15 protein-coding genes are annotated in these 24,497 nt (G+C 66.9%); 8 read left to right on the top strand and 7 right to left on the bottom strand.

Translation table 11 applies throughout. The features are described 5' to 3' along the window. Positions 1–106 precede the first annotated feature (106 nt). The 5 genes from ACW177_RS05850 (at position 107) to ACW177_RS05870 (ending at position 7,986) form a co-directional block, all read left to right on the top strand. Complete coding sequence (locus tag ACW177_RS05850) at positions 107–979, top strand: 4-(cytidine 5'-diphospho)-2-C-methyl-D-erythritol kinase (protein WP_492027673.1); 873 nt, start codon at positions 107–109, stop codon at positions 977–979. An 85-nt stretch (positions 980–1,064) separates the two neighbouring features. Further along, positions 1,065–1,958: a glycine--tRNA ligase subunit alpha gene (locus ACW177_RS05855; protein ID WP_492027674.1), complete on the top strand. Its 894-nt coding sequence runs from the start codon at positions 1,065–1,067 to the stop codon at positions 1,956–1,958. Positions 1,959–2,120: 162 nt separating this feature from the next. Next, positions 2,121–4,457 (top strand): glycine--tRNA ligase subunit beta, encoded by a 2,337-nt coding sequence (glyS, locus tag ACW177_RS05860; RefSeq protein WP_492027675.1) that lies wholly within the window; start codon positions 2,121–2,123, stop codon positions 4,455–4,457. 212 nt (positions 4,458–4,669) lie between these two features. Further along, positions 4,670–6,724, top strand: a complete 2,055-nt coding sequence (locus tag ACW177_RS05865) for a capsule polysaccharide biogenesis protein (protein ID WP_492027676.1) — start codon at positions 4,670–4,672, stop codon at positions 6,722–6,724. 110 nt (positions 6,725–6,834) lie between these two features. Further along, positions 6,835–7,986 (top strand): beta-ketoacyl-ACP synthase III, encoded by a 1,152-nt coding sequence (locus ACW177_RS05870; protein ID WP_492027677.1) that lies wholly within the window; start codon positions 6,835–6,837, stop codon positions 7,984–7,986. A gap of 15 nt (positions 7,987–8,001) precedes the next feature. Here ACW177_RS05870 and ACW177_RS05875 read toward each other — a convergent pair whose 3' ends face one another. Then, complete coding sequence (locus tag ACW177_RS05875) at positions 8,002–8,814, bottom strand: hypothetical protein (RefSeq protein ID WP_492027678.1); 813 nt, start codon at positions 8,812–8,814, stop codon at positions 8,002–8,004. 289 nt (positions 8,815–9,103) lie between these two features. On the opposite strand from ACW177_RS05875, the gene ACW177_RS05880 reads away from it, so the two are divergent. Then, on the top strand, positions 9,104–9,364 hold the full coding sequence (locus ACW177_RS05880) for a hypothetical protein (protein WP_492027679.1): 261 nt from the start codon (positions 9,104–9,106) through the stop codon (positions 9,362–9,364). A gap of 64 nt (positions 9,365–9,428) precedes the next feature. Here the strand turns inward: ACW177_RS05880 and ACW177_RS05885 are convergent, their stop codons facing one another. The 3 genes from ACW177_RS05885 to ileS all read right to left on the bottom strand — a co-directional run bounded on the left by ACW177_RS05885 (position 9,429) and on the right by ileS (position 16,778). Next, positions 9,429–9,956, bottom strand: a complete 528-nt coding sequence (locus ACW177_RS05885) for a porin family protein (protein WP_492027680.1) — start codon at positions 9,954–9,956, stop codon at positions 9,429–9,431. 229 nt (positions 9,957–10,185) lie between these two features. Then, the gene (gene ppdK / locus ACW177_RS05890) at positions 10,186–12,864 is read right to left on the bottom strand and encodes a pyruvate, phosphate dikinase (protein ID WP_492027681.1); all 2,679 of its coding nucleotides are present in this window, start codon (positions 12,862–12,864) and stop codon (positions 10,186–10,188) included. A gap of 902 nt (positions 12,865–13,766) precedes the next feature. Then, positions 13,767–16,778 carry an isoleucine--tRNA ligase gene (gene ileS / locus ACW177_RS05895; protein ID WP_492027682.1) on the bottom strand — a complete coding sequence of 1,004 codons (3,012 nt, stop codon included), beginning with the start codon at positions 16,776–16,778 and terminating at the stop codon, positions 13,767–13,769. 341 nt (positions 16,779–17,119) lie between these two features. On the opposite strand from ileS, the gene ACW177_RS05900 reads away from it, so the two are divergent. Continuing rightward, entirely contained in the window at positions 17,120–17,998 is an 879-nt protein-coding gene (locus tag ACW177_RS05900) for a hypothetical protein (RefSeq protein ID WP_492027683.1), read from the top strand. Between the two features lie 139 nt (positions 17,999–18,137). Here the strand turns inward: ACW177_RS05900 and ACW177_RS05905 are convergent, their stop codons facing one another. Next, positions 18,138–21,032: a M16 family metallopeptidase gene (locus ACW177_RS05905; RefSeq protein ID WP_492027684.1), complete on the bottom strand. Its 2,895-nt coding sequence runs from the start codon at positions 21,030–21,032 to the stop codon at positions 18,138–18,140. Positions 21,033–21,282: 250 nt separating this feature from the next. Between ACW177_RS05905 and ACW177_RS05910 the strand changes: the two genes are divergently transcribed. After that, entirely contained in the window at positions 21,283–21,717 is a 435-nt protein-coding gene (locus ACW177_RS05910; RefSeq protein WP_492027685.1) for a hypothetical protein, read from the top strand. A 108-nt stretch (positions 21,718–21,825) separates the two neighbouring features. Here the strand turns inward: ACW177_RS05910 and ACW177_RS05915 are convergent, their stop codons facing one another. Both ACW177_RS05915 and ACW177_RS05920 read right to left on the bottom strand, forming a co-directional pair. After that, complete coding sequence (locus ACW177_RS05915) at positions 21,826–23,427, bottom strand: ATP-binding protein (protein ID WP_492027686.1); 1,602 nt, start codon at positions 23,425–23,427, stop codon at positions 21,826–21,828. Between the two features lie 289 nt (positions 23,428–23,716). Beyond that, the gene (locus tag ACW177_RS05920) at positions 23,717–24,400 is read right to left on the bottom strand and encodes a phytanoyl-CoA dioxygenase family protein (RefSeq protein WP_492027687.1); all 684 of its coding nucleotides are present in this window, start codon (positions 24,398–24,400) and stop codon (positions 23,717–23,719) included. Positions 24,401–24,497 lie beyond the last annotated feature (97 nt).

A 24,497-nucleotide genomic window follows, 5' to 3' on the forward strand; every position in this document is an offset into this window, starting at 1 on the left:
AGTAGACTCAACCCGATGCACCCTGTCCGTTATCTAAACCGGACAGCAGTGCGGCGGGCCTGGATTTGATATTTTGACCCCAACCCAAGCCGCTAAGACCTGCTCCATGTCCCCGCTTTCGGCCCTGGCTCCGGCCAAGATCAATCTGTTCCTGCACGTCGGCCCGGTGGACGCCGACGGTTATCATCCGCTGTCCAGTCTGGTCGCCTTCGCGGACGTCGGCGACCGGGTGATGGTCGAACCGGCGGAGCGCCTGTCGCTGAGCGTGACCGGCCCGTTCGGCGCAGGCCTGGCGGCCGAGCCTGACAATCTGATCCTGCGCGCCCTTCGCGCCTTGGGCGGGGCGACAGGAACCGGCGAACCGCCACTGAAGGTCACGCTGGACAAGCGTCTGCCCATCGCCGCCGGCCTGGGCGGGGGCTCGTCCGACGCCGGGGCGGCGCTGAAACTGGCGCGTCAGGCCCTGGGGCTGGACCTCGACGACGCGGCCCTGGAGGCCGTGGCGGGGGCGATCGGCGCCGACGGCCCCATGTGCCTGCGGATGCGCACCGCCTGGGCCGAGGGCCGGGGCGATGTCCTGACCGACGAACCGCGCCTGCCGCCGCTGTGGGCCGTGCTGTTCAATCCGGGCGTCCCGTCCCCCACGGGGGCCGTTTATCGGGCCTATGACGTCGGTCCGCCCCGCGCCGCCGACCGGCCCGCGCCGCCCGCCGACTGGAGCCCGGCGGCGGTCATCGACTGGCTGGCGGGGCTCCGCAACGATCTTCAGCCCCCCGCCGAGGCCCTGACCCCCGCCATCGCCGATGCGGTCCAGGCGGTGGCGGCCGCGCCCGGCGTCGCCCTGGCGCGGATGTCCGGCTCAGGCGCCACCGTCTTTGGACTGTGCCTGTCGCGTGAAGACGCCGCAGCCGCTGCTGCGGCCCTCAGCGCCGCCCATCCCACGGCCTGGGTCGCCGCGACCCGGCTCGCCGCCGTCTGAGCCATAAATCCCCAGCGCGTGTTGAAGCGCGCGGCGCCGGGCCCTATGGTCCGCCGTCCTTTTTCCAGCCCCTCCCGAGCCCGATTTGACCACCTCGACCGAGCCGCTCGCCTTCCAGGATCTGATCCTGACCCTGCACCGCTATTGGGGCGAGCAGGGCTGCGCCATTCTCCAGCCCTATGACATCGAGGTCGGGGCCGGCACGCTCCACCCCGCCACGGTCCTGCGCGCGCTCGGCTCCAAGCCGTGGAAGGCCGCCTATGTCCAGCCCAGCCGCCGCCCCGGCGACGGCCGCTATGGCGAAAACCCGAACCGCCTCCAACACTATTACCAATACCAGGTGATATTAAAACCGAACCCGGACAATCTTCAGGAGCTGTACCTGGGGTCGCTGGCGGCGATTGGGATCGATCCGAAGCTGCACGATATCCGCTTCGTCGAGGATGACTGGGAGAACCCGACCGTGGGGGCCTGGGGCCTGGGCTGGGAGGTGTGGTGCGACGGGATGGAGGTGACGCAGTTCACCTATTTCCAGGGCGTCGGCGGCATCGAGGTGGACGTGGTGTCGGGCGAGCTGACCTACGGGCTGGAGCGTCTGGCCATGTATGTTCAGGGCGTGGACAACGTCTATGACCTCAAGTTCACCAAGGAGGACCTGACCTATGGCGAGGTCTTCCTGGAAAACGAGCGTCAGCAGTCGGAAGCCAACTTTCACGGCTATGACGTCGACGGTCTGAAGCGCCGGTTCGAGGATATGGTGGCCGAGGTCTCGCGACTTCTGGCCATGACCGGACCCCAGGGCCAGCCCCTGGTCCTGCCGGCCTATGACCAGGTGCTGAAGGCCAGCCACCTGTTCAACCTGATGGACGCCCGCGGCGCCATCGCCGTCGCCGAACGCCAGAGCTACATCGGCCGCATCCGCGAACTCTGCAAAGCTTGCGCCCTGGCCTATGTGGAACGGGAGCGGGCCGAGGCATGACCCGCATTTTCAATCCGCTCATCCCGGCGAAAGCCGGGACCCAGTGCTTTGGGCGTCTTGATGACTCCCGGTTCGGCCTTGATCGCAATCCCAGACATCGTGCTTCGCGACAGAACTGGGTCCCGGCTTTCGCCGGGATGAGCGGACAGATTTGAGACCCTGATGCCCCAACTCCTCCTCGAAATCTTCTCCGAAGAAATCCCCGCCCGTATGCAGCAGGGCGCCGCGCGCGACCTGGAGCGCATGGTGTCCGACCGGCTGAAGGCCGCCGGCCTGACCTGGGACGCGCTGACCACCTATGCCGGGCCGCGCCGTCTGACCCTGGTGATCGACGGCCTGCCCGCCGCCACGCCCGACCGCGAGGAAGAGGTCAAGGGCCCGCGCGCCTCGGCGCCGGAACAGGCGCTGGAAGGTTTCCTGCGCAAGACCGGCCTGACCCGCGATCAACTGACCGAGCGTGACGGCGTCCTGTTCGCCGTCCTGTCGTCCAAGGGCAGGGCGACCACCGATCTGGTCGCCGAGACGGTGGACCAGGTCATCCGCACCTTCCCCTGGCCGAAGTCGATGCGCTGGGGCTCCGGCACCCTGCGCTGGGTCCGCCCGATCAAGCGCATCCTGTGCCTGTTTGACGGCAAGGTCGTGCCGTTCGAGATCGACGGCATCCCGTCCGATGCGATCACCGAGGGCCACCGCTTCCTCGGTTCGGGCCAGTTGCTGAAGGTCAGCGACTTCGTCGACTACCGCACCCAGCTGGAGAAGAACTTCGTTCTGCTGGACGTGGCCGACCGCAAGCTGCGTATCCTGGAACAGGCCAAGACCGCTTGCGCCGCGCGCGGTCTGGTGCTGGTCGATGACGACGGCCTGCTGGACGAGGTTGCGGGCCTGGCCGAATGGCCGACCCCGATCCTGGGCGACATGGACCCGCAGTTCCTGGCCCTGCCGCCCGAGGTCGTGCGCCTGTCGATGAAGGTGCATCAGAAGTATTTCGCCGTCCGCGATGCCTCGAAAGAGGGGCTAGCCCCCAACTTCCTCGTCGTCGCCAATGTCGAGGCGACCGACGGCGGCAAGGCCCTGGCCGCCGGCAACAGCCGCGTCCTGTCCGCCCGCCTGAACGACGCCCGTTTCTTCTGGGACGAGGACCAGAAGGTCGGCTTCGACGCCTGGAACGCCAAACTGTCCGGCGTCACCTTCCACGCCAAACTGGGCACATTGGCCGAGCGGGTCGAGCGGATCGCCGCCCTGGCCCGCGAGATCGCGCCCCTGGTCGGCGCCGACGCGGATGAAGCCGAGATGGCCGCCCGCCTGTCCAAGGCCGACCTGCTGTCGGGCATGGTCAGCGAATTTCCGGAACTGCAGGGGATCATGGGCGGCTATTACGCCCGCACCGCAACGAACTTCCCCACCCGGGCTTCGCTGCGCTCCGCCGTCCCTCCCCATAAAGGGGAGGGAGAAGCCGCGCCCGATCCTCTCCCTCCCCTTCATGGGGAGGGACCGGGAGGCGAAGCCGACCGCGGGTGGGGGCGTGAGCAATGCGACCGCATCGCCGACGCCATCCGCGACCACTACAAGCCGCAAGGCCCCGCCGACACGGTCCCGACCGCCCCCGTCACGGTCGCCGTCGCCCTGGCCGACAAGCTGGACACCCTGGTCGGTTTCTTCGCCATCGACGAAAAGCCCACGGGGTCGAAGGACCCGTTCGCACTGCGGAGAGCGGCGCTGGGCGTGATCCGGCTGGTGCTGGAGAACGGGGTGCGGATGCGACTGGGCGACGGCATGCCTCTTCGCATGTCCAAGCTGCTAACGGCTCCCTTTATCGCTGATTTCCGGTTGGTGGCTGAAAGAATGGCCTTGCTTCTGCAGGCTCACGGGAACGCCATATCCGCTCGCCAAGTAAAACTCCCCGTGTCCGAAGATGAAGTGAATCGGATGGTCGATGAGCAGTTCGATTTGGCTGTCTCACGGTCCGCAGAACTGGTGTCCTTCTTCGCCGACCGCCTGACCGTCCTCCTCCGCGACCAGGGCCAGCGCCACGACCTCGTCGCCGCCGTCTTCGCCCCCATTGCTGGGAAGGCCGACGACGACCTCGTCCGCATCGTGCGTCGGGTGGAGGCGCTGGCCGCCTTCCTCGCCACCGACGACGGGGCCAATCTGCTGGCCGGCTACAAGCGCGCCTCCAACATCCTGCGCGCCGAGGAAAAGAAGGGACCTGTCCCCACCGGCATGGTCCAGACCGGCCTGCCGAACCAGCCCGAGCCCGAGACCGTCCTGGCCTTCGCCGTCGCCGCCGCCCGCACCGCCGTCGAGACCGCGCTGGAGACCGAGGATTTCGCCGCCGCCATGACCGCCCTGGCCGGCCTGCGCGCCCCGGTGGACCGGTTCTTCGAGGATGTGCTGGTCAACTCCGACGTGGCCGAGGAACGCGACAACCGGCTGAAGCTGCTGGGCCAGGTGCGGGACGTGATGGGGCAGGTGGCGGACTTCGGCCAGATCGCGGGCTGATCAAAACCGCCTCCCTCTCCCGGCGGGAGAGGGCTTGAGCGCACGGCGGCGAAGCCGTCGTCCTTGCGCGAAAGGGTGAGGGGGCGACCGTGCGACTTGGCCCACCGGCCGACCCTCATCCGGCCCTTCGGGCCACCTTCTCCCAACGGGAGAAGGGAAGGGCGGGCGGCTTTAGGTATATCTAGACTCAGTCTTTCATCGTCGGACCCGCCTTGACCCCAGTTTCGGACATCGCCGCCAAAACTCCCGCCTGGGTCTGCGCGCCCGGCGTGCTGAAGGTCCCCTTTCTCGACGTCTTCCTGTCCGACTACGACCTGCGTCGCCTGCCGGGCGCCGAGGCCCAGGCCGTGCTGGGCTGGGGCATGAAGCCAACCGCCGCCGCCGGTCGTCGCTGGGCGGAAGCGAACAACCGGCCCTATGTCGCGCTGGAAGACGGTTTCCTGCGCTCGGTCGGGATAGGGGAGGCGGGGGCGGCCAGCCTCAGTTTGATCGTCGATGATCTGGGCGTCTATTATGACGCCACCCGGCCCAGCCGGCTCGAACATCTGATCCAGACGGCCGACGCCTGGTGCGACGCCGCCATGACCGCCCGCGCCCGCGCCCTGATCGACCGGATCGTCGTCTCGGGCGTGTCGAAGACCAATATGGGCGGGCCGCTCGACCCCGGCCTGCTGCGGCCCGGCCGCCGCGTCCTGATCGTGGACCAGACCTTCGGCGACGCCTCCATCGGTTACGGCCTGGCGACCCAGGACAGTTTCGACGCCATGGTCGCCGCCGCCCGGCGTGACGAACCCGACGCCCAGCTGATCGTCAAACGCCACCCAGCCGTGGCGGCGGGCAGGAAGCGCGGCTGCGTTACGGACCTGTCCGGCGTCACCCTGGTGGACGCCGATGTGCGGCCGGCCGACCTGCTGGCGGCGGTGGACGCCGTCTATTGCGTCACCTCTGCGCTCGGATTCGAGGCCCTGTTGCGCGGCCTGCCGGTGCGCTGTTTCGGGGCGCCCTTCTATTCCGGCTGGGGGCTGACGACCGACGCCGTGGCCACCGGCCGGCGCGGCGTGGCGCGCACGGTGGAACAGGTCGCCGCCGCCGCCCTGATCGCCTACAGCCGCTATGTCGATCCCGTCACCGGCGAGCGGTGCGAGGCCGAACAGGCGCTGGAGCGGTTGATTGCGCTCCGTGACCGCGCCGACCGTCTGGCGGGGGCCTGGTCCGCCGTCGGCTTCGCCCCGGCCAAACGCCCGCCGGTGCGCCGCCTGCTGAACTCGCCCAAGGCGCGGATGCGCTATTTCATGTCGCCGTCACGCGCCGCCGCCCATGCCGCCGCGACCAACGGCCGGCTGATCTGGTGGGCGGGCAAGGAGAGCGAGGCCGTGCGTCAGGCCGCCGCCGACTTTAGCGGCCCGACCGTCCGCATGGAGGACGGCTTCATCCGGTCGCGCGGCCTGGGGTCGGACTTCGTTGGCGCCCTGTCGGTCGCCCTGGACGACCAGGGCGTCTATTACGACCCGTCGCGCCCGTCGCGGCTGGAGACCTTGATCGAGACGACCGAGGCGACGCCGGAGCAGCTGGCCCGCGCCGGCGCCCTGCGGACCCGCATCGTCGAGGCGGGCCTGTCGAAATACAATCTGAAGGGCCAGGCGCCGGCCGACTGGCCTGCGGATCGCGACATCCTGCTGGTCGTCGGCCAGGTCGAAAACGACAAGTCGATCCTGCTGGGCTGCGAACCCGACCTGGCCACCAACTCCGCCCTGGTCGAGGCCGCGCGGGCCGATCATCCCGACGCCTTCCTGGTCTATCGCAACCACCCCGACGTTTTGGCCGGCAACCGGCCGGGTCGGCTGGAGGCCTCGGCCCTGGCCTCGGTGGACGCCAGCGCGGACGGGCTGGACATCATCGACTGCCTGAACGCCTGTCGCCGGGTGGCGACCCTGACCTCCCTGACCGGGTTCGAGGCCCTGATGCGGGGCAAGGCGGTGTCGGTCTATGGTCGGCCCTTCTACGCCGGCTGGGGCCTGACCGATGACCGGCTGGGCTTCGAGCGCCGCACCCGGCGCGCGACCGTCGATCATCTGATCCTGGCCGCCCTGATCCACTATCCCCTCTATGTCACGCCGACGGGCTGGCCCTGCGAGGCCGAGGATCTGGTCCAGGCCCTGATCGCCGCCCGTGACCAGCCGCCGCCCAAGGCGCCGCGTGGTCAGATTCAACGCTGGGCCGCCGGGATCATCGCCAGTCTCGACCGCAGGCCGCCGCCGTCCTATTGAGGCGTTCGTAAAGGAAACCCTCCTCACGCAGCGAGGCGCAGCGCGCCGAGTGTGAGGACGGTCCTCAAGCAGCGAGGCCCCGTGGGCCGAGCGATAGGACAAGAAACTAAGTGCAACACGCCGTCATCGCCGCAACCGGCCTCTTCACCCCCGAACAATCGGTCTCCAACGCCGAACTGGTCGACAGCTACAATGCCTGGGCCGACGGCTGGAACGCCCGCCACGCGGCCCAGATCGAGGCCGGCGAGCTGGAGGCGAAGTCGCACTCCTCGCCCGAGTTCATCGAAAAGGCCTCGGGCATCAAACAGCGGTTCGTGCTGGACAAGGCCGGGGTGATCGACCCCGAGCGCATGGCCCCCAGCCTGCCGGAACGCAGCAACGAGGAAATGTCGATCCTGGCCGAGATGGCGGTCAAGGCCGCGCGTCAGGCCATCGAGGCCTGGGGCAAGCCGGTCAGCGAGATCGGCGCCGTTCTGTGCGCCGCATCCAATATGCAACGCCCCTATCCGGCCATGGCCATCGAGGTCCAGCAGGCCCTGGGGATCGAGGGCTTCGCCTTCGACATGAATGTGGCCTGTTCTTCCGCCACCTTCGGCATCAAGACGGCGGCGGACTTCATCGCCGGCGGCTCGGTCAAGGCCGTGCTGATGGTGAACCCCGAGGTCTGCTCGGCCCACCTGAACTTCACCGACCGCGACAGCCATTTCATCTTTGGCGACGTGGCCACGGCGGTGATCGTGGAGTCGTCAGAGACCGCAGGACCGGGCGGCTGGGACGTGCTGGGGTCGCGGCTGAAGACGGTCTTCTCGAACAATATCCGCAATAATTTCGGCTTCCTGAACCGCAACGCCCGCGACACCGACCAGATGGATTCGCCGGTCGCCGACGACAGCGTCCAGAACGACAAGCTGTTCATCCAGCAGGGCCGCAAGGTCTTCCGCGACGTGGTGCCGATGGTGTCGGACATGATCGTCGATCACGCCGGCGAACTGGGCCTTGATCCGCAGGAATTGAAGCGGTTGTGGCTGCACCAGGCCAACATCAACATGAACACCATGATCGGCAAGAAGGTGCTGGGCCGCGAACCGACGTCGGATGAGAACGTCATCATCCTGGACGACTACGCCAACACCTCCTCGGCCGGCTCGATCATCGCCTTCCACCTGCACAACGACGGCTTCGCGCCGGGCGAAACCGGCCTGATCTGCAGCTTCGGCGCCGGCTATTCGGCCGGGACGGTGTTCGTGCGCAAGCGCGGCTAGGCGAGCGGGGCGCGGTCAGGCGGCTTTCAGGCAGGTGTCGATCTGCTGGATTGCTGCGGTGTTCATGGCGTCCAGGCGCTCTGCGGCGTTGTTCGCCGCGGCGTCGGCCAGCGCCTTATCCACGGCCAGGACCCCAACGGCCCCCGGCGGCGGGGGTGGCGGCGGGGGCGGCGGGGCGGCGCCTTGGCTTAGCCGGGACGCCTCGCCCCTCGCATTGTTCATGAAGGCCTCGATCCCCTCTTTCGAGATCGCCCGACCGGTCCGACGGGTCAGGAACTCGGAATAGACGGTGTCATAGCCGTTCCCAACGCTCATATAGGCGCCGCGATAGACGGCGAGGGCGGTGCGCTCCTTGTCCGTGGCGATCCCGCCCGCCACGCGCTGCTCGATCAGGGCGATGGCCTGAAGGGTCTTGGCGTCCATCCCCGTCATGGCCGCCCGGCTGAGGCAGGCCGTCTTGCCCAGGGCGTTGACCCAGGCCTCGGGGCCGCCCTCGTTCACCAAGGGCTCCAATGCCCCCAGCGAAGTGCCGGTCAGGGCGCCGAGGAAGATGTTGTCGGCGTGGGCGCCCAGCCCTGCCGCGCCGGTCGTATAGGTCGTGGCGGCCCATATGCCGATATTGAACATCCGGCGTTGGCCGTTCGCTCTCTCGAACCCTTGCGCATAATAGCCGATCAGCTGCTGTCCGAAATGGTGGGCTTCGGTCATCGAGGTTACGGCCGGAAGACTGTCATAAGGCGAGGCTGCCCGACCTTGCATCCCCATGGTTCCGCATCCGCCGAGGCTGATCAGGCCTGCGGCGAGCGCCAGTGGTCCGAAACGACGCATAGCGATGTCCTCCCCATTATTGTTGAGAACACCGATATCTGAAATTTTAATCCATGCAACTTATGATTGGTTTTCACTCGATTCCGGATCGCCCTAGGCCGCTATTCGTCGTCGGCGTTCGGTCTGACGGTGTTGGCGCCGAAACGCGTCCAGGGTCGGAGAACCAAAAAGTTTGACCGGCGTTACGCCAGGTTAATCCTGATTTGAGAAGATAATTGCTCAGGCCACGCTTGAATCCTGTACGGGTTTTTGCGACGCCTTTCTTTGTCGAGAACAGGGGAGTTCCCAGATGGCTCAGACGACACCGAAGAAGGTGCTGGAAAGCCTGGCTCAGGATATCGCCGCCGTGCTGAAGAGCATGGGCGGTTCGGCCCATCAGAATCTGGTCGTGGATTGCGTCGCGGCCCTCAGACGTCAGCGCGGCGAGGCGGTCAACACGCCGGATCTGCGTCAGAAGATCATCGAGACCTTCGAGCAGTACCGCGACTGGTTCGTGCGTCCGTTCGGCGAAGGCTCGCAACGCTGGGCCTTAGCCGGCGATTTCGCCTAGACCACAATGCAGAAGGCGCGCCCCTTGCGGAGCGCGCCTTCGTCATTTCGCCTGATCGTATAGATCAGAAGCGGCGGATGTAGCTGACCGAATAGGCGTCAGCCTTGCCCGCGTCGTCGCGGTAGTCGCGACGGGTCCAGTCGGCCCGCACGCCGTTCACGCCGTCGAGGTAGTAGTTGGCGCCGGCGCCGTAGTTCCAGCTGTCGCCGCCCACGTCCGTATTGGCGCCCGGGAACTCCTGCTTCAGCTCGGTGTGGCCGTAGCCGCCGCGCGCGAACAGCTCCAGCTTGTCGGAGACCGGGACCTTGCCGACCACATAACCGGCGGCGTCCCACTCGTGCTTGATCGTGCCGTCGACGCCCGCGACCGTGAAGTCGTCGTCCTTGACGCCGACCGAGGCTTCGGTTTCCAGCGCGAGGTAACGGTTCAGGTTTACGCCCAGACGACCGGTGACGGCGCCCGTGGTTGCATTGTCGCCTTCAAGATGAGTGTAGCCAAGCGAACCGTATCCACGCGGCTCAGGATTGGTTTGAGCAAAGGCCGGCGCGGCGATTGCAGAGACGGCGACAGCGGCGAGAAGAATGTTACGCATTGTTTCTTATTAACTCCTAGATGTGATGACCGGTTCGATCATCAGCCCCATCCAGCGAGTGTTTAAATGGGGGGCGTCGTCGTCTGTTCCATAGGCTGAATTCACATGACGCCGTCTGTGCGCGCTGAGACACATACTGTGTTCCATCAAGACTGGCGACTTTGTGGCGCGCAACGAAAAGGGGCGGCGCCTCGCGACGCCGCCCCTGGCTCAGACCCTGGCTGACGGATCAGCGGTCCTTTTCACGCTCCACATTCAGCGCCGCCTGGGCCGCCGCCAGACGGGCGATCGGCACGCGGTAGGGCGAGCAGGAGACGTAGTCGAGGCCGGCCTTCTCGCAGAAGGCGATCGACGACGGATCCCCGCCGTGCTCGCCGCAGATGCCCAGTTTGACCTCGGGCCGCACCGCGCGACCCCGCTCCGCCGCGATCTCGATCAGGCCGCCGACGCCGTCCTGGTCCAGACGCACGAAGGGATCGGTCTCGAAGATGCCCTTGTCCAGATAGGCCTGGAGGAACCGCCCCGAATCGTCGCGGCTGATGCCGAAGGTCGTCTGGGTCAGGTCATTGGTGCCGAAACTGAAGAATTGGGCGTATTCGGCCAGGTCCCCGGCGCGGATGGCGGCGCGGGGCAGTTCGATCATGGTGCCGACCAGATAGTCGACGCTGTCGCCGGCGTCGGCGAACACGGCCTTGGCCGTGCGGTCGGTCAGCTCGCGCAGATATTTCATCTCCAGACCCAGGGCGACCAGCGGGTGCATGATCTCCGGGATCGGCGCCAAACCAGATGCTTGCTTCACCTCCAGCGCGGCCTCCAGCACGGCCCGCACCTGCATCTCGTAGATCTCGGGATAGGCCACGCCCAGGCGGCAGCCGCGGTGGCCCAGCATGGGGTTGGTCTCGTGCAGTTCCTTGGCCCGGCGCTTCAGCTTCTCTGCGTCGATGCCCGACGAGGCGGCCAGGGCGTCGATGTCCTCGTCCGTGTGGGGAATGAACTCGTGCAGCGGCGGGTCCAGCAGGCGCACCGTCACCGGCAGACCGGCCATGATCTCGAACAGTTCGACGAAGTCCGACTTCTGGAACGGCGCGATCTTGGCCAGGGCCGTGCGGCGCCCCGCCTCGTCGTCGGCCAGGATCATCTCGCGCACGGCGGCGATCCGGGTGTCGTCGAAGAACATGTGCTCGGTCCGGCACAGGCCGATGCCCTCGGCGCCGAAGCCGCGCGCGGTCTTGGCGTCCAGCGGGGTCTCGGCGTTGGCGCGCACCTTCAGGCGACGCACCTTGTCGGCCCAGGCCATCAGGGTCTGGAAGTCGCCGGTCAGTTCGGGCTCGATCATGGGCACGGCGCCGTCCAGCACCTCGCCCTTCGAGCCGTCGATGGTGATGATCTCGCCGGCCTTGAAGGTGCGGCCGCGTGCGGTGAAGACGCCCTTGGCCTCGTCGATATGGATCTCGCCGGCGCCCGAGACGCAGGCCCGGCCCATGCCGCGCGCCACCACGGCCGCGTGGCTGGTCATGCCGCCGCGCGCCGTGACGATGCCGCGGGCGGCGTGCATCCCGTGGATGTCCTCAGGGCTAGTCTCCTCGCGCACCAGGATGACCGCTTCGCCCAGACCGGCCAGCCGCTCGGCCTCGTCGGCGTCGAACACGATCTTGCCGGTCGCCGCGCCGGGCGAGGCGGGCAGGCCGGCGGCGACCACGGTGCGGGCCGCGTCCGGGTCCAGGGTCGGGTGCAGCAGTTGGTCCAGCGCCGACGGCTCGACCCGGCTGATCGCCTCTTCCTGGCTGATCACCCCTTCGGCCGCCAGATCGACGGCCACCTTCAGCGCCGACTTGGCGGTGCGCTTGCCGTTGCGGGTCTGCAGCATCCAGAGCCGGCCCTGTTCGACCGTGAACTCGATGTCCTGCATGTCGCGGTAATGGCTCTCCAGGGTGTTCACCACCGTGACGAACTGGCCAAACACCTCGGGCATGGCCTCTTCCATCGAGGGGGCGGTCTCGCCCATCTCCTCGCGGCCGATCTTGGTCAGGGACTGGGGCGTGCGGATCCCCGCGACGACGTCTTCGCCCTGGGCGTTGATCAGGAATTCGCCATACAGCCGCGCCTCGCCGGTCGAGGGGTTGCGGGTGAAGGCCACGCCGGTCGCCGAGGTCTCGCCCATATTGCCGAACACCATCGACTGGACGCTGACGGCCGTGCCCCAGCTTTCGGGGATGTCGTGCATACGGCGATAGAATTTCGCCCGGTCGTTCATCCAACTGGCGAAGACGGCGCCGACCGCGCCCCACATCTGGTCGCGCGGATCCTGCGGGAAGGGATGGCCCAGTTCGCGTTCGACCACGGCCTTGTAGTCGACGACGATCCGTTCCCAGTCCTCGGCCTTCAGGTCGGTATCGACGCTGACGCCCAGCCGATCCTTGTGCGCGTCCAGCACTTCTTCAAAGTCATCGTGGCTGAGGCCCAGAACCACGTTGGAATACATGGTGATGAAGCGGCGATAGGAATCGAAGGCGAAGCGCCGGTCGCCCGACAGCTTGGCCAGACCCTCGACCGTCTGGTCGTTCAGACCCAGGTTCAGCACCGTATCCATCATGCCCGGCATCGACGCCCGCGCGCCCGAGCGAACCGAGACCAGCAGCGGGTTCTCGACATCGCCGAAGGTCTTGCCGACGATGGCCTCGACCTTGGCCAGGGCGGCCTTCACCTGGTCTTCCAGATCGGCGGGATAGGTCTCGCCGTTGGTGTAGAAATAGGTGCAGACTTCGGTCGTGATGGTGAAGCCGGGCGGGACGGGCAGCCCCAGCGAAGACATTTCGGCGAGGTTCGCGCCCTTGCCGCCGAGAAGGTTCTTCATCGACGCATCGCCATCGGCGGACCCGCCGCCGAAGCCGTACACCCACTGAGTCATCTTTAGCCCCTGAGCTTGGAGAAGTTCGGCGGGTTGGCCCGCTCGCAGATGCAACATGATCTAGCGCGGCAAAACCGGCTTGGCCATGGCGGATGTAACAATGCGTGAGCGCGAAACCGGTTTCCGTGAGGGGGACCGGAGTCACCTCCCTGCGCGCGAAGGCGGGGGAGGACAGGTCGCTCTTGCGACCAGGAGGGGGCGACTCAGACAGGGGTGATGACCGGACCCAGCGTCAAACACCGCGTCGCCCCCACCTGGCGCTCGCTGACGCTCCCGCCGGTCCTCCCCGTTCGCCTTCGCGAACGGAGAGGTGAGTGCGGCGTCAGTCCCGCGTCTGGTCCCAATATCGCACCGCGTCCGCGTCGGTACCCACATTGGGCGCCTGCCGCCATGAGAGGGCGCATTTTGGATAGTCGGCCAGCGCCACCGTCATCTCCCTGCGTGCGAAGGCGCGCGGGGAGGACAGGTCGCGCTTGCGACCAGGAGGGGGCGACTCCGACAGGGATGATGACCACGCCAGCGTCAAACACCGCCTCGCCCCCACCTGGCGCTCGCTGACGCTCCCGCCTGTCCTCCCCGTTCGCCTTCGCGAACGGAGAGGTGAGTGCGGCGTCAGTCCCGCGTCTGGTCCCAATATCGCACCGCGTCCGCGTCGGTACCCACATTGGGCGCCTGCCGCCACGAGAGGGCGCATTTTGGATAGTCGGCCAGCGCCACCGTCATCTCCCTGCGTGCGAAGGCGCGCGGGGAGGACAGGTCGCGCTTGCGACCAGGAGGGGGCGACTCCGACAGGGATGATGACCACGCCAGCGTCAAACACCGCCTCGCCCCCACCTGGCGCTCGCTGACGCTCCCGCCTGTCCTCCCCGTTCGCCTTCGCGAACGGGGAGGTGAATGTTGGGTCAGGCGTGCGTCTGGTCCCAATGCCGGACCGCATCGGCGTCGCGGGCCGATAGGTCAGGGTAGGCGGCGTCAGAACCGACGTCGGGCACCCGGCGCCAGGAACGGGCGCATTTCGGATAGTCGGCAAGCGCCACGGTGACGGCGAGGGTGTCGCCCTCGACCAGTTCGGCGCCCGAGGTGCGGAAGATCTCGGCGGCGTCCAGACCGTCGAACGGGGCGAAGGTTCCGGCCGGCGCCGTGACGGTCGGCCAGGCGTCCAGCGCCCCGCCGATCATCTTGTCGCGACGGGCGGCTTCCAGCGATTCATTGACCACTTCCAGCACGGTGTTGATCTTCGACCACCGCGCCGCCTCAGCCGCATTCTCCCACTCTGCCGGCGTCTCCGGGATCACCCGCGCGCAGTTGGTCCCACCTTCCGGGAACCGCGTCGTCCACGCCTCTTCCATCGTAAACGGCGTCAGCGGCGACAGCCACGCGGTCAGGCGCATGAACACCGCATCCATCACCGTGCGGGCCGCGCGGCGGCGCAGGGCGTCGGGGCGGTCGCAGTACAGGCTGTCCTTGCGGATGTCGAAATACAGGGCCGACAGGTCGTTGGAGCAGAACTCCAGCACCGGCCGCACCACGTCCTGGAACCGGTATTCGGCATAGGCCTGGCGCACATGGGCGTCCAACTCCCACAGCCGGTGCAGGATGAACTTCTCCAGCGGCGGGAACTGGTCGTAGTCGGTCAGGCGCTCGGCCTCGTCGAAGTCGGCCAGGGCGCCCAGCAGATAGCGGACCGTGTTCCTCAGCTTGCGATAGGCGTCGACCGTGGTTTGCAGGATCTGTTTGCCGATCCGCTGGTCCTCGGAATAGTCGACCAGCGACACCCACAGACGCAGGATGTCGGCGCCGCTCTCCTTGATGATGGTCAGGGGATCGGTCGTATTGCCCTTGGACTTGGACATCTTCTCCCCCTTTTCATCGAGGGTGAAGCCGTGGGTCAGGACCGCCTTGAACGGGGCGCGGCCACGGGTGCCGCAACCTTCCAGCAGCGACGACTGGAACCAGCCGCGGTGCTGGTCCGACCCTTCCAGATAGAGGTCGGCGGGCCAGTGCGCCGGGCGGTCGCCGGTATAGCCATGCTCGGCCGTGCGCGGGTCCAGGGTGAAGGCGTGGGTCGAACCGGAGTCGAACCAGACGTCCAGAATGTCCTCGACCTTCTCGTATCGGGCCGGGTCGTGCGCGCCCAGGAAGTCGCTGTCGGGCGCGGTGAACCAGATGTCGGCGCCGTGTTCGGCCACGGCCTTGACGATCCGGGCGTCCACCTCGGGATCATGCAGGGGCTGGCCGGTCTGTTTGTCGATGAACATGGCCAGGGGCGTGCCCCAGGCGCGCTGACGGCTGACCAGCCAGTCGGGACGGCCCTCGACCATCGAACGGATTCGTGTGGTGCCGCCGGTCTCGATAGCAGCAATTCGCTCCAGTAGGCGGCGCATATCGTCGACCATATTGGACGAAGGCTCGAAAGGTTCTTGCCGAGTTGGTGCTGGGAAAAACGCCGTTTCATCGATGGCGTTCAGCGCGGTCTCGCGCAGGGTGTCGCCCGACTTCAGGGGCTGATCCATGCGGATGAACCACTGAGGGGTGTTCCTAAAGATGATCGGGGCCTTGGAGCGCCACGAGTGGGGATAGGAGTGTTCCAGCCGACCGCGCGCCAGCAGATTGCCGGCCTCGATCAGCTTGTCCATCACCGCGCCGTTGGCGGGGCCGAACTTGCCGGTCTTCTTGCCCTCGGTCTCCAGCACCTTCAGGCCGGCGAACAGGGGGACGCCGGGGTAATAGGCGCCGTCCGGATCGACCGTGTCCGGCACCTCGTGATGACCATGGGCCTTCCACACCTCGAAGTCGTCGGCGCCGTGGCCCGGGGCGGTGTGGACGAAGCCGGTGCCGGCGTCGTCGGTGACGTGATCGCCGGCCAGCAGGGGCACCGAGAAGCCGTAACCGCTGTCCAGCGCGGCCAGCGGGTGGGCGCATTCCAGGCCCGACGGATTGATGTCGTAGATGCGGGTCCAGGCGGCGATCTTGGCGGCCTTGAACACGTCTTCCGCCAGCTTGTCGGCGACGATCAGGCGGTCGCCCGGCTTGGCCCAGGGCGCGAACTCCAGCCCCTCTTCCATGGCCGTGACCTCATACAGGCCATAGGCGATCTCGGGGCCGTAGCTGATGGCCCGGTTGGCCGGGATGGTCCAGGGCGTGGTGGTCCAGATGACGATGAAGGGCGTGCCGCTGCGGAAGGACAGCAGGTCGTCGGGATGGTCGTCGGATGCGCCGGTGACCGGGAACTTGACCCAGATCGTCGGCGACACATGGTCGTGGTATTCGATCTCGGCGTCGGCAAGCGCCGTGCGCTCGACCGGCGACCACATGACGGGCTTGGAGCCGCGATACAGCTGGCCCGAGTTCTTGAACTTGTGGAACTCGGCGACGATGGCCGCTTCGGACGTGAAGTCCATGGTGGCGTAGCGGTTTGCGAAGTCGCCGGTGATGCCCAGGCGTTTGAACTGGTCGCGTTGCAGGTCGATGTATTTGCCGGCGTAGTCGCGGCAGGCGGCGCGGAACTCGTCCTTGGAGACCTCGTCCTTGCGGCGGCCCTTGGCGCGGAACTGTTCCTCGATCTTCCACTCGATCGGCAGGCCGTGGCAGTCCCAGCCGGGGACGTAGTCGACGTCATAGCCCAGCAGGAAACGGCTGCGGACCACGAAATCCTTCAGCGTCTTGTTCAGCGCGTGGCCGATATGGATGTCGCCGTTGGCGTAGGGCGGGCCGTCGTGCAGCACATAGAGGGGGGCGTTTTCGGATTGCCGCTGCGCCCGCAGGGTTCCGTACAGGTCGCCCCACTGCTCCAGGATCAGCGGCTCCTTCTGCGGCAGGCCGCCGCGCATGGGGAAGGGCGTCTCGGGCAGGAAGACGGTGTCGCGATAGTCGCGGTCCGAAGGGGTGTCGGTGGTGTCTGTGGCGTCGGCCATGGGTCGTCTCGGCGTCGTGGGGTGAGCGTTCGCAGTCTTCGGTCGCCCTATCGCGCTTCGCGCTGCTTGAGGGCGGCTTCTTTCGCCCTTCGTGGGGGCGGTCGTCCCGACGTGCGCTGGGCAAGACCCAGAAGCGCTACGCCGGGCGGCTAATCGAAATCAGGCGAGGGAAGACGCGGACGGTCATTGTGCGGGCGGTCTAGCAGACGGATGCGGCATTGCGCCATCCCCGACGCAAGCGGCGTCTCAATAGAAACGAAAGGCTTTTGGGGTTTTGGTTAAGTTTGGATCGTCCGGAAGTCTGTCCAGACGACGTGAGAATTCGTTCGGGAGTCCCGCCGATGCGGCAGCGGATCAGGAATTGGATGCTGGGTCTGGCGGCCGGCGTGGCCGTGCTGGGCGCAGGGAGCGCGGCTCTGGCGCAGTGCACCAGCGGCTGCACCCCAGACCCCTGCACCTCGTGCCAACCGCCTGAGCCCCCGACGCCCCCCTCCTGCGGCGGCGGAGGCGGATCGTGCGGCGGCGGCGGGAACGGCGGCTGGAACTCGAACACCAACGTCAATGTGAACGTCAACGTCAATGCGGGCGCCAGCGCCACGGCCAACTCGGGCGCGCGGGCCTATATCAATGCGCGGGCGGGCGGCTTCTCGGGCAGTTACGGCGGGGGCGGCGGCGCGGCCTATGTCAGCGTGGACCAGCCCTATCCCACCACCATCCAGGGCCTGGCGGTCGAAGGCCTGACCCAGACCGTTCGCGCGCCCTTCACCGCCTATCGCCGCACCATGAAGCGGGTCGTGATCCAGGCCGTCTGCATCGACGACCGCCAGGTGCCGCACCCGGCGTCCCAGGTGAAGCCGGACCGCGAGATCGCCGACGGCTATGAGGGCGAAATCTACCGCTGCCTGGCCGGAACCTGGCTCCAGGCGACGATTGCGGACTATGAGGGCGAGATCAAATTCGACCACGGGACGACCCTGACCTGCAAGAAGCACGATGCCCTGTGGTTCGGCGGCGAGGGCCGGCTGGAATGCCGCCCCGAAAAGGCCGAGCGCGACTGCAACGAACGCTCGCTGCTGCGTCGTTACGGGGCCGGGGTGAAGATCCTGACCATGTACCGCGAAGAGGAATACACCGAATACCGCGAGGAGCAGGTCCAGAACACGACCGTCATCACCGGGGCCATCACCCTGGACGGCGGCGTCGGCGGCCGGGTGTTCTGAACCGGAGCTGACGCGCCCCGTTCACGCCCGGCTCAGGCCGCGTGACGCAAGATAAGACCGTCGGCTTCTCCGTCGACGATCCTGAAGACTGGCCCCAAAAAGGCTTGGCCCCGGTTCCTGCGAACCGGGGCCATTTTTCTTACTGAGCCGGCTTGTCCGAGACGACCTCGGCGCGCCAGGCGGTCTCGGGCTTCAGATACTGTTGCGCCAGCCGTTGCAGGTCGGCGGCGGTGACCGCCTCCAGCACCGCAATATTCTTGCGGGTCTGGTCCAGCGAGGCCGGGTTCGACTGGGCCTCCGACAGTTGTCCCAGCCAGTAGCCGTTGTCGGCCATGCTGCGCCGCAGCCGCTCCACCGCCGGACGGCGGGCGCGGTTCAACTCGTCGTCCCCGACCGGATTGTCGCGCAGGTCGGCGACGATCAGGTCGACGGCGTCGAACAGTTTCGTCAGCGACTCCGGCGGCGTCTCGGCCGCCACGACCATATAGCCATAGCCGGCGAAGGTGTCGGAGGTGGTCCCGCTGGCGCTCGGCGCATAGGCGATGCCCTGTTTCTCGCGGATCTCCTCGTTCAGCCGCAGTTGCAGCACGGCCTCCAGCACGCCCAGCTGGCGGGCCGTCGTGCGGTCGCCGATCTGGTCGGTGGTGGGCCAGGCCACCACGCCCATGGCCTGGGTCGCCTGGCCGGTGTGGGTCAGCCGGATCGGGGTTGCGGTCGGGGCGGGGAAGCGACGCTGGGCCGAGGCCGGCGCCGGGGTCGGGGCCGGGCCGCGCGGGGGCAGGGCGGCGAAGGTCGAACCGACGGCGGCGATCACCGCGTCCACATCGACGTCGCCGACGACGGTGATCTCGATCGGGCCCTGGGCCAGGGCCGCCTTGATCTGTTCGCGCAGGGGCTCGATCTGGACCGACTGGAACTCGTCGTTCGTCGGCGTGCCCGCCCGCTTGTCGCCGCTCGCCAGCAGTTCGCCGGCCTCAAGCCCGAAGGCCCCGCCGGGCGTGGAGGCCCGCTGTTCCAGCGACTGCGGATAGCTGGCCTTGGCCCGTTGCAGCGGCGCCGCCCTCAGACCCGGATCGGTCAGATAGGCGGTCAGAATCTGCATCGTCAGCGCCAGATCCTCGGGCCGGGTCGCCCCGCCCAGGCCGTAGGAGTCCAGCCCCTGGCTGATGCTGGTGCTGAACACATGGCCCGCCAGCACCCGGTTCATCTCGTCCACCGTCAGCTTGCCCAGTCCGCCCGAGTTCAGCACGGCGTTGGTGGCGAACAGGGGCGAGAACCGGTCGGTCGGCATGCCCAGGCTGCCGATCCCGGTCGAGGCGCTGATCAGGATCTGATCGTCACGGAAGTCGGTCTTCTTGATGTTCAACAGCGTCCCGTTGGGGAAACGGACCAGGGTCGCCCCCAGGTCCGCGACCTCGGTGCGCGCTTCGGGAACGGCGGCGGGGCCGAAGTCGGCGTAGGGCCATTTCAGTTCGGCCTGCGCAGCCGGGGCGGTCACCGCCACCTGACGCGAGGCCTCCAGGGCGGCGGTCACGGCCGCCTCGCCGCCTTCGACCGGGACCGGGCTGGTGAACAGGACCAGCGGCCCCTGGCCTTCGAACACCGGCCGGACGGCGGCGTTCACCTGTTCGGCCGTCAGGTCGGCGACCATGGCCTCGAACCGGGCCAGACCGTCCTGCGGGGTCGAGAAGACCGCATCCCCATTGACGGCGCTCAGCAGGGCGCCGGCCAGGGCCGGTGTCGAGCGGGTGGCGGCGGTGGCCACGGCGTTCTGCAAGCCGGTGCGGTATTCGGTGATCTCGCGATCCAGCTCGGCCTGGGTCACCCCGTACTGGGTCAGGCGGCGCGCCTCCTGTTCGGTGGTCTCCAGCGCCCGTTTCCATTCGCCGGGGGTGAAGGCGACCGACAGAATCCCGGCGTCCAGGCTGTCGAACAGCCCCTGATAACCGCCGCCCGCGCCCAGGAAGGGCGGATTGTCGGCCCGCGCCATCTCGCCCAGCCGGCGGTTCAGCACGGCCAGACCCAGGTTGCGGCGGGTGGCCTCGGCCCGCTCGGCCGCCGTGTCGGGATCCAGGTCGGGCGCCTTGATCCAGTTGATCTGGATCGACGACTGCACGCCGGGCTCGACGATGATGCTGGTCTGGGGCTCGCGCTGCGGCACGACGCCCAGGTCGGGCTCGGGACCGTCGGCCGCCTTGGGCGTCCAGTCGCCGAAGACGCCGCGGATCTTGGCCTCCATCGCGTCCACGTCGAAGTCGCCCACGGCGATAAAGGTCGCCCGCGACGGGCGGTAATAGGCGTCATAGAAGTCCACGAACCGGTCGCGCGGCGCGGTGCGGATCACCTCCAGGTCGCCGATCGGCAGGCGTTGCGACAGGCGTTGGCCCGGCGCCAGCAGACCCAGCTGGGTCTTCAGCACCCGGAACTGCGGCGTGTCGCGCGTCCTCGCCTCGCCCACGATCACCCCGCGCTCGGCGTCGATGGCCTCGGACGCCATCAGGGCGTCGCCCATCATCTGGCGCATCACGTGCAGGGACGTATCGACCGTCTCGTCCTGGGTGTTGGGCAGTTCCAGCATATAGGCGGTCTGCTCGAAGCTGGTGAAGGCGTTGGTGTCGGCCCCAAAGGCCAGGCCCAGCCGCTCCAGGATCCGCAGCATCTCGTTCTCGGGGATATCCTTGGTCCCGTTGAAGGCCATATGTTCCATGAAGTGGGCCAGCCCCTGCTGGTCGTCCCGCTCCATCAGCGAGCCTGCGTCGATCCGCAGCCGGAACGAGGCCTGACCGGGCGGGGTGGCGTTCTTCAGCAGGGCGTAGCGCATGCCGTTGGGAAGCAGGCCGTACCGCACCGCCGGATCGGCCGGAATATCACTGGCCGCCTGGGCCCAGGGATCGGACGGCGCAACCTGGGTCTCAGCCTGAACAGCGGCGGGCGCAAAGGCCATGGCCAGAACTTGGGTCGGCGCACTGAACGCCCCCACCGACAGAGCCAACCCCGAGGCCGCGACCAGCAGCAGATGACGCGCAGAACGCATGAACTCACTCCAAACCGCCGCAACCCCCGATGGAGCGGCCGACGTCTGGAGTAGGCGAGGGCGACGCCGAGGGCAAGGCGACTAATCCTCCCCCAAGGGGGGAGGTGGATCGCCGCGCAGCGGCGAGCCGGAGGGGTTCTTCCCGCATCCCGACGCCTGGCGTCTGAGACATTCTTCCGCGCCCGTCCCTGAAACCGATTGACCCGCCCTGCAACTCAAGCAACCGTACTGTCACAAGCGAGGGGTGTGCATGCGCGTCTTCCAAACCACCCGGCCGGCCCTCCGCCTTCTCCTGTGCGCGGCGCTCGCAGGCTGTTCTGCGCCTTCGGCGTCGCAGAAATTGAACGACAGCGATCTCGAGGGGGCATGGTCGCTCGTTGTTCGAGACCTTCCAGCGCGCGGCGGAGCCAACGCACAGACCGACCCCCCCGACACCTTTGCGCTTGATGTCGCGGTCAGCGATGGACGGATCGCCGGCTGCAAGCTGACCCCCGGCGCCCGTGACGATCAGTGCACCGTCCGAGACGGCCTCTTCTATGTTGAAACCTCCGACCCTGGCAGCCCCGCGCTCGTCTTCGTCCTGAAGCGACTAACCCCCACCCGCTTCGAAGGCGGCGCAGCGCTCGACCTGCCGCAGTTCGGGCGTCAGACGATTGGCGCGGTGGTGATGACGAGGGTGTCGTGACTGTGCCCGGTTTGCGCCACGTCCGGGGGAGGTGGATCGCCGCGCAACATCGATACGAGCGCGTCCCTCATCCCGGCGTCATCGTCGATCACGAAGCGGAATGATTTCTCACGCGTCTGTCCCGCACTCTCTCGACAAGCAGAAGGTGAACGCCGCTCCACCTAAGTCGCCGCACGTCACGTCAAGAGATCCCCCGTGGCGTTCGACAATGGTTCGCGTAACGGATAGGCCGAGTCCCATCCCAGAAGTCTTCGTTGTCATGAGCGGTCTGAAGATCGTCTCAATCTGGTCAGGCGCCACGCCGGGACCGTTGTCCGTGACGCTGAGTTCAAAAATCGTGTCGGAGATCGCTCTCCCCACCACCCGGACTATGCCATCGGAACGTCCAGACAAGGCTTCGGCGGCGTTCCGCACCAAGTTGATCACCGCCTGCTGGAACTGGATGCGTTCAGCGCGGACGTGATCATTGGCCTCATCGATGACGATCTCCAGGCTGACGCCGGCGTCGCTCTGGATTAAGGAGAGGATCCCATTCAGATCCCCCACCATTTCTGAGACACGCTCGACCTGAAGGTCGCGACTGTCATGGGAAAGCAATTGCCGCATGCGACGTATGATTGATCCTGCGCGCAAGAGCTGCGCCTTCGCAAGGTCGAGGGTTTGGCTCGCGCTTGCGCTGATGGGATCGGCTCTCTGAAGGACACGTTGGCAGGCGTGGATGTAAGTGGTGGCGGCCCCTAACGGCTGGTTCAGCTCGTGCGAGAGGGTCGCCGCCATCTCTCCGAGGGAGTTCAAACGCCAAACCTGATTGAGCTGAGCCTTAAGCTCCCTAGATCGCGCCTCCGCACGCTCGACATTCCGGGCCTGGGCCCTGCGGGCGGATATGTCTCTGATGTTGGCATGTATTCGAGGCCCTCCGCATTCATGAGTCACCGACATCCAAAGTTCGATGTCGAGATCAGAGCCGTCGCGCCGCTTGGCCGGCAGTTCAATTCGACGCCCCAAGCGCGCCGCCCCGCTCTCTTGCCACCGCCGTATTCCCTGCCGATGCGCTTCCTGCTGCTCCGGAGGGACGATGATCGTCACGTTAGCGCCGAGCGCCTCCTCTGCGGGGAAACCAAACAGGCGTTCTGCGCCCTCCGACCAACCCACAACCCGGCCTGCGACGTCGCAATCAATGAGGGCATCTGCAGAAGCGGCCAACGCCTGACGCATCGCTGCGGTGCGGTGACGTTCGGTGAGTTCGGCTTCGCACGCTTCCGCCAGGAGTTTCAATCTGGAGACCAGACGTGGGTCACAGGCTCTCGGTCGGGGATCAAGTACGCTGAGCGTGCCCACGGTTTCGCCATTTACCGTCAACGGAACCCCGACGTAGAAGCGGATGTAGGGCTCCCCCGTCACGTAACGACTATCGCGAAACTGCGGGTCCGCCAGCGCATCGGACACCCACGACACGCTTTCTGGGTTCAACACCGCGTGGCTGCAAAAGCTATCGGCGGGATCTATGAAATCACTGTCGAACCCAGCCCCGCCCACGACATAGATGCATGAGCGTTCGACGAGGCTGACTAACCCCACGGCGGATTCGGAGATGTTGGCGGCTAGCGCGGCAAGAACCTGGAGGCTTGGATCACGCTGGCCTGGGACGAGCCCGAGGGACTGAAGCATCGCCAGACGCTGGCTCTCCGCTGTCAAGCTTTCCGCCTCCATCAGGTGATCGTGGCACGGTGAAGCCTGTTTGCACAGCCCATCGGCGGCCTAAGCGGGCGCCGTAAGCGCGTTCCGATTCGACATCTCGATCACATGTTCTCGGTGACCGACGATTGCCGATCAGTACGAGGCGCTATTGTCGGAGTGGATTAATCTTCGCGCGGAATACTCCTGAGCGTTCAGTGTAATCAGGTCTTCTCAAGCTAGTGGAATCGAATGGCTTGGCTGTGGCTGGGCCACCTGAATGTATGCTCTGCGGCGAGGACCCAAGTTCCGCTGCTGACGCGAGTCAGACACCAAGCCACTGTAGTCCGCCGGGAAGTTCGCCGGCGGCATAGTCCACCTGTAGAACTCGGCGGTGCGTCGCCGCAGACGCCCTGTCGGACGCGTGCAGGATTGGCGTGGCATAGGTCCAGATGTCTCCCGCGTCAGCCAGACACATGGCGACGCCGCACCTTGTCACCACCTCTGGAACGTCAGACTCAGAGATCCTTCCAAAGCGGTGCGAGCCCCGCGCGATGAGCAACGGAGCGTTGGACTGAGGTACAGGGTCGAGGTGGGCGCGCAGCGTGAGCATGCTGGCTAGCAGCTTAAATGGCGGCGCGACGTGCAGGGCGCCATGCTTGCGCGTCCAAGGCCCGAAGCCTTCGACCTCTTTTCGGTCACGCACTGCAATCACGCGGTCTTGGTGCCAAGCCAGTGACCAATTCGCAGACGCCGTCTTGTCGAAGAGGATCGCCCGCACCGGTCGCGCCATCTCACCCAGATTTCGTGCAGCAATGGATCCGATCGGACCGTCGGTGGCGAGGAAATCCGCCAGCCCGTCAACGCCGAATAGCCTGACGCCGGCGACGTCTCGCGGCTGGCCGGAGAGCACCTGTTCCAAAGCAGCGAGTGCGGAGCTGTCGAGCGCCTTTGGCGCTAGCTCAGCGCCGTCTCGTCCGAGTTCAAGCGCGGCAACTGGAGCAGGCATGCCTCTGCTTACCGCCAACCGGTCGCGCGCTCAACGAAAGTCGGCTTTCAGGCGCTGCTCGGACCTCGCCTTCTATCCTAATACCCGCGCAAATCCC

It is taken from the genome of Brevundimonas sp. AVps23W, assembly GCF_058681395.1.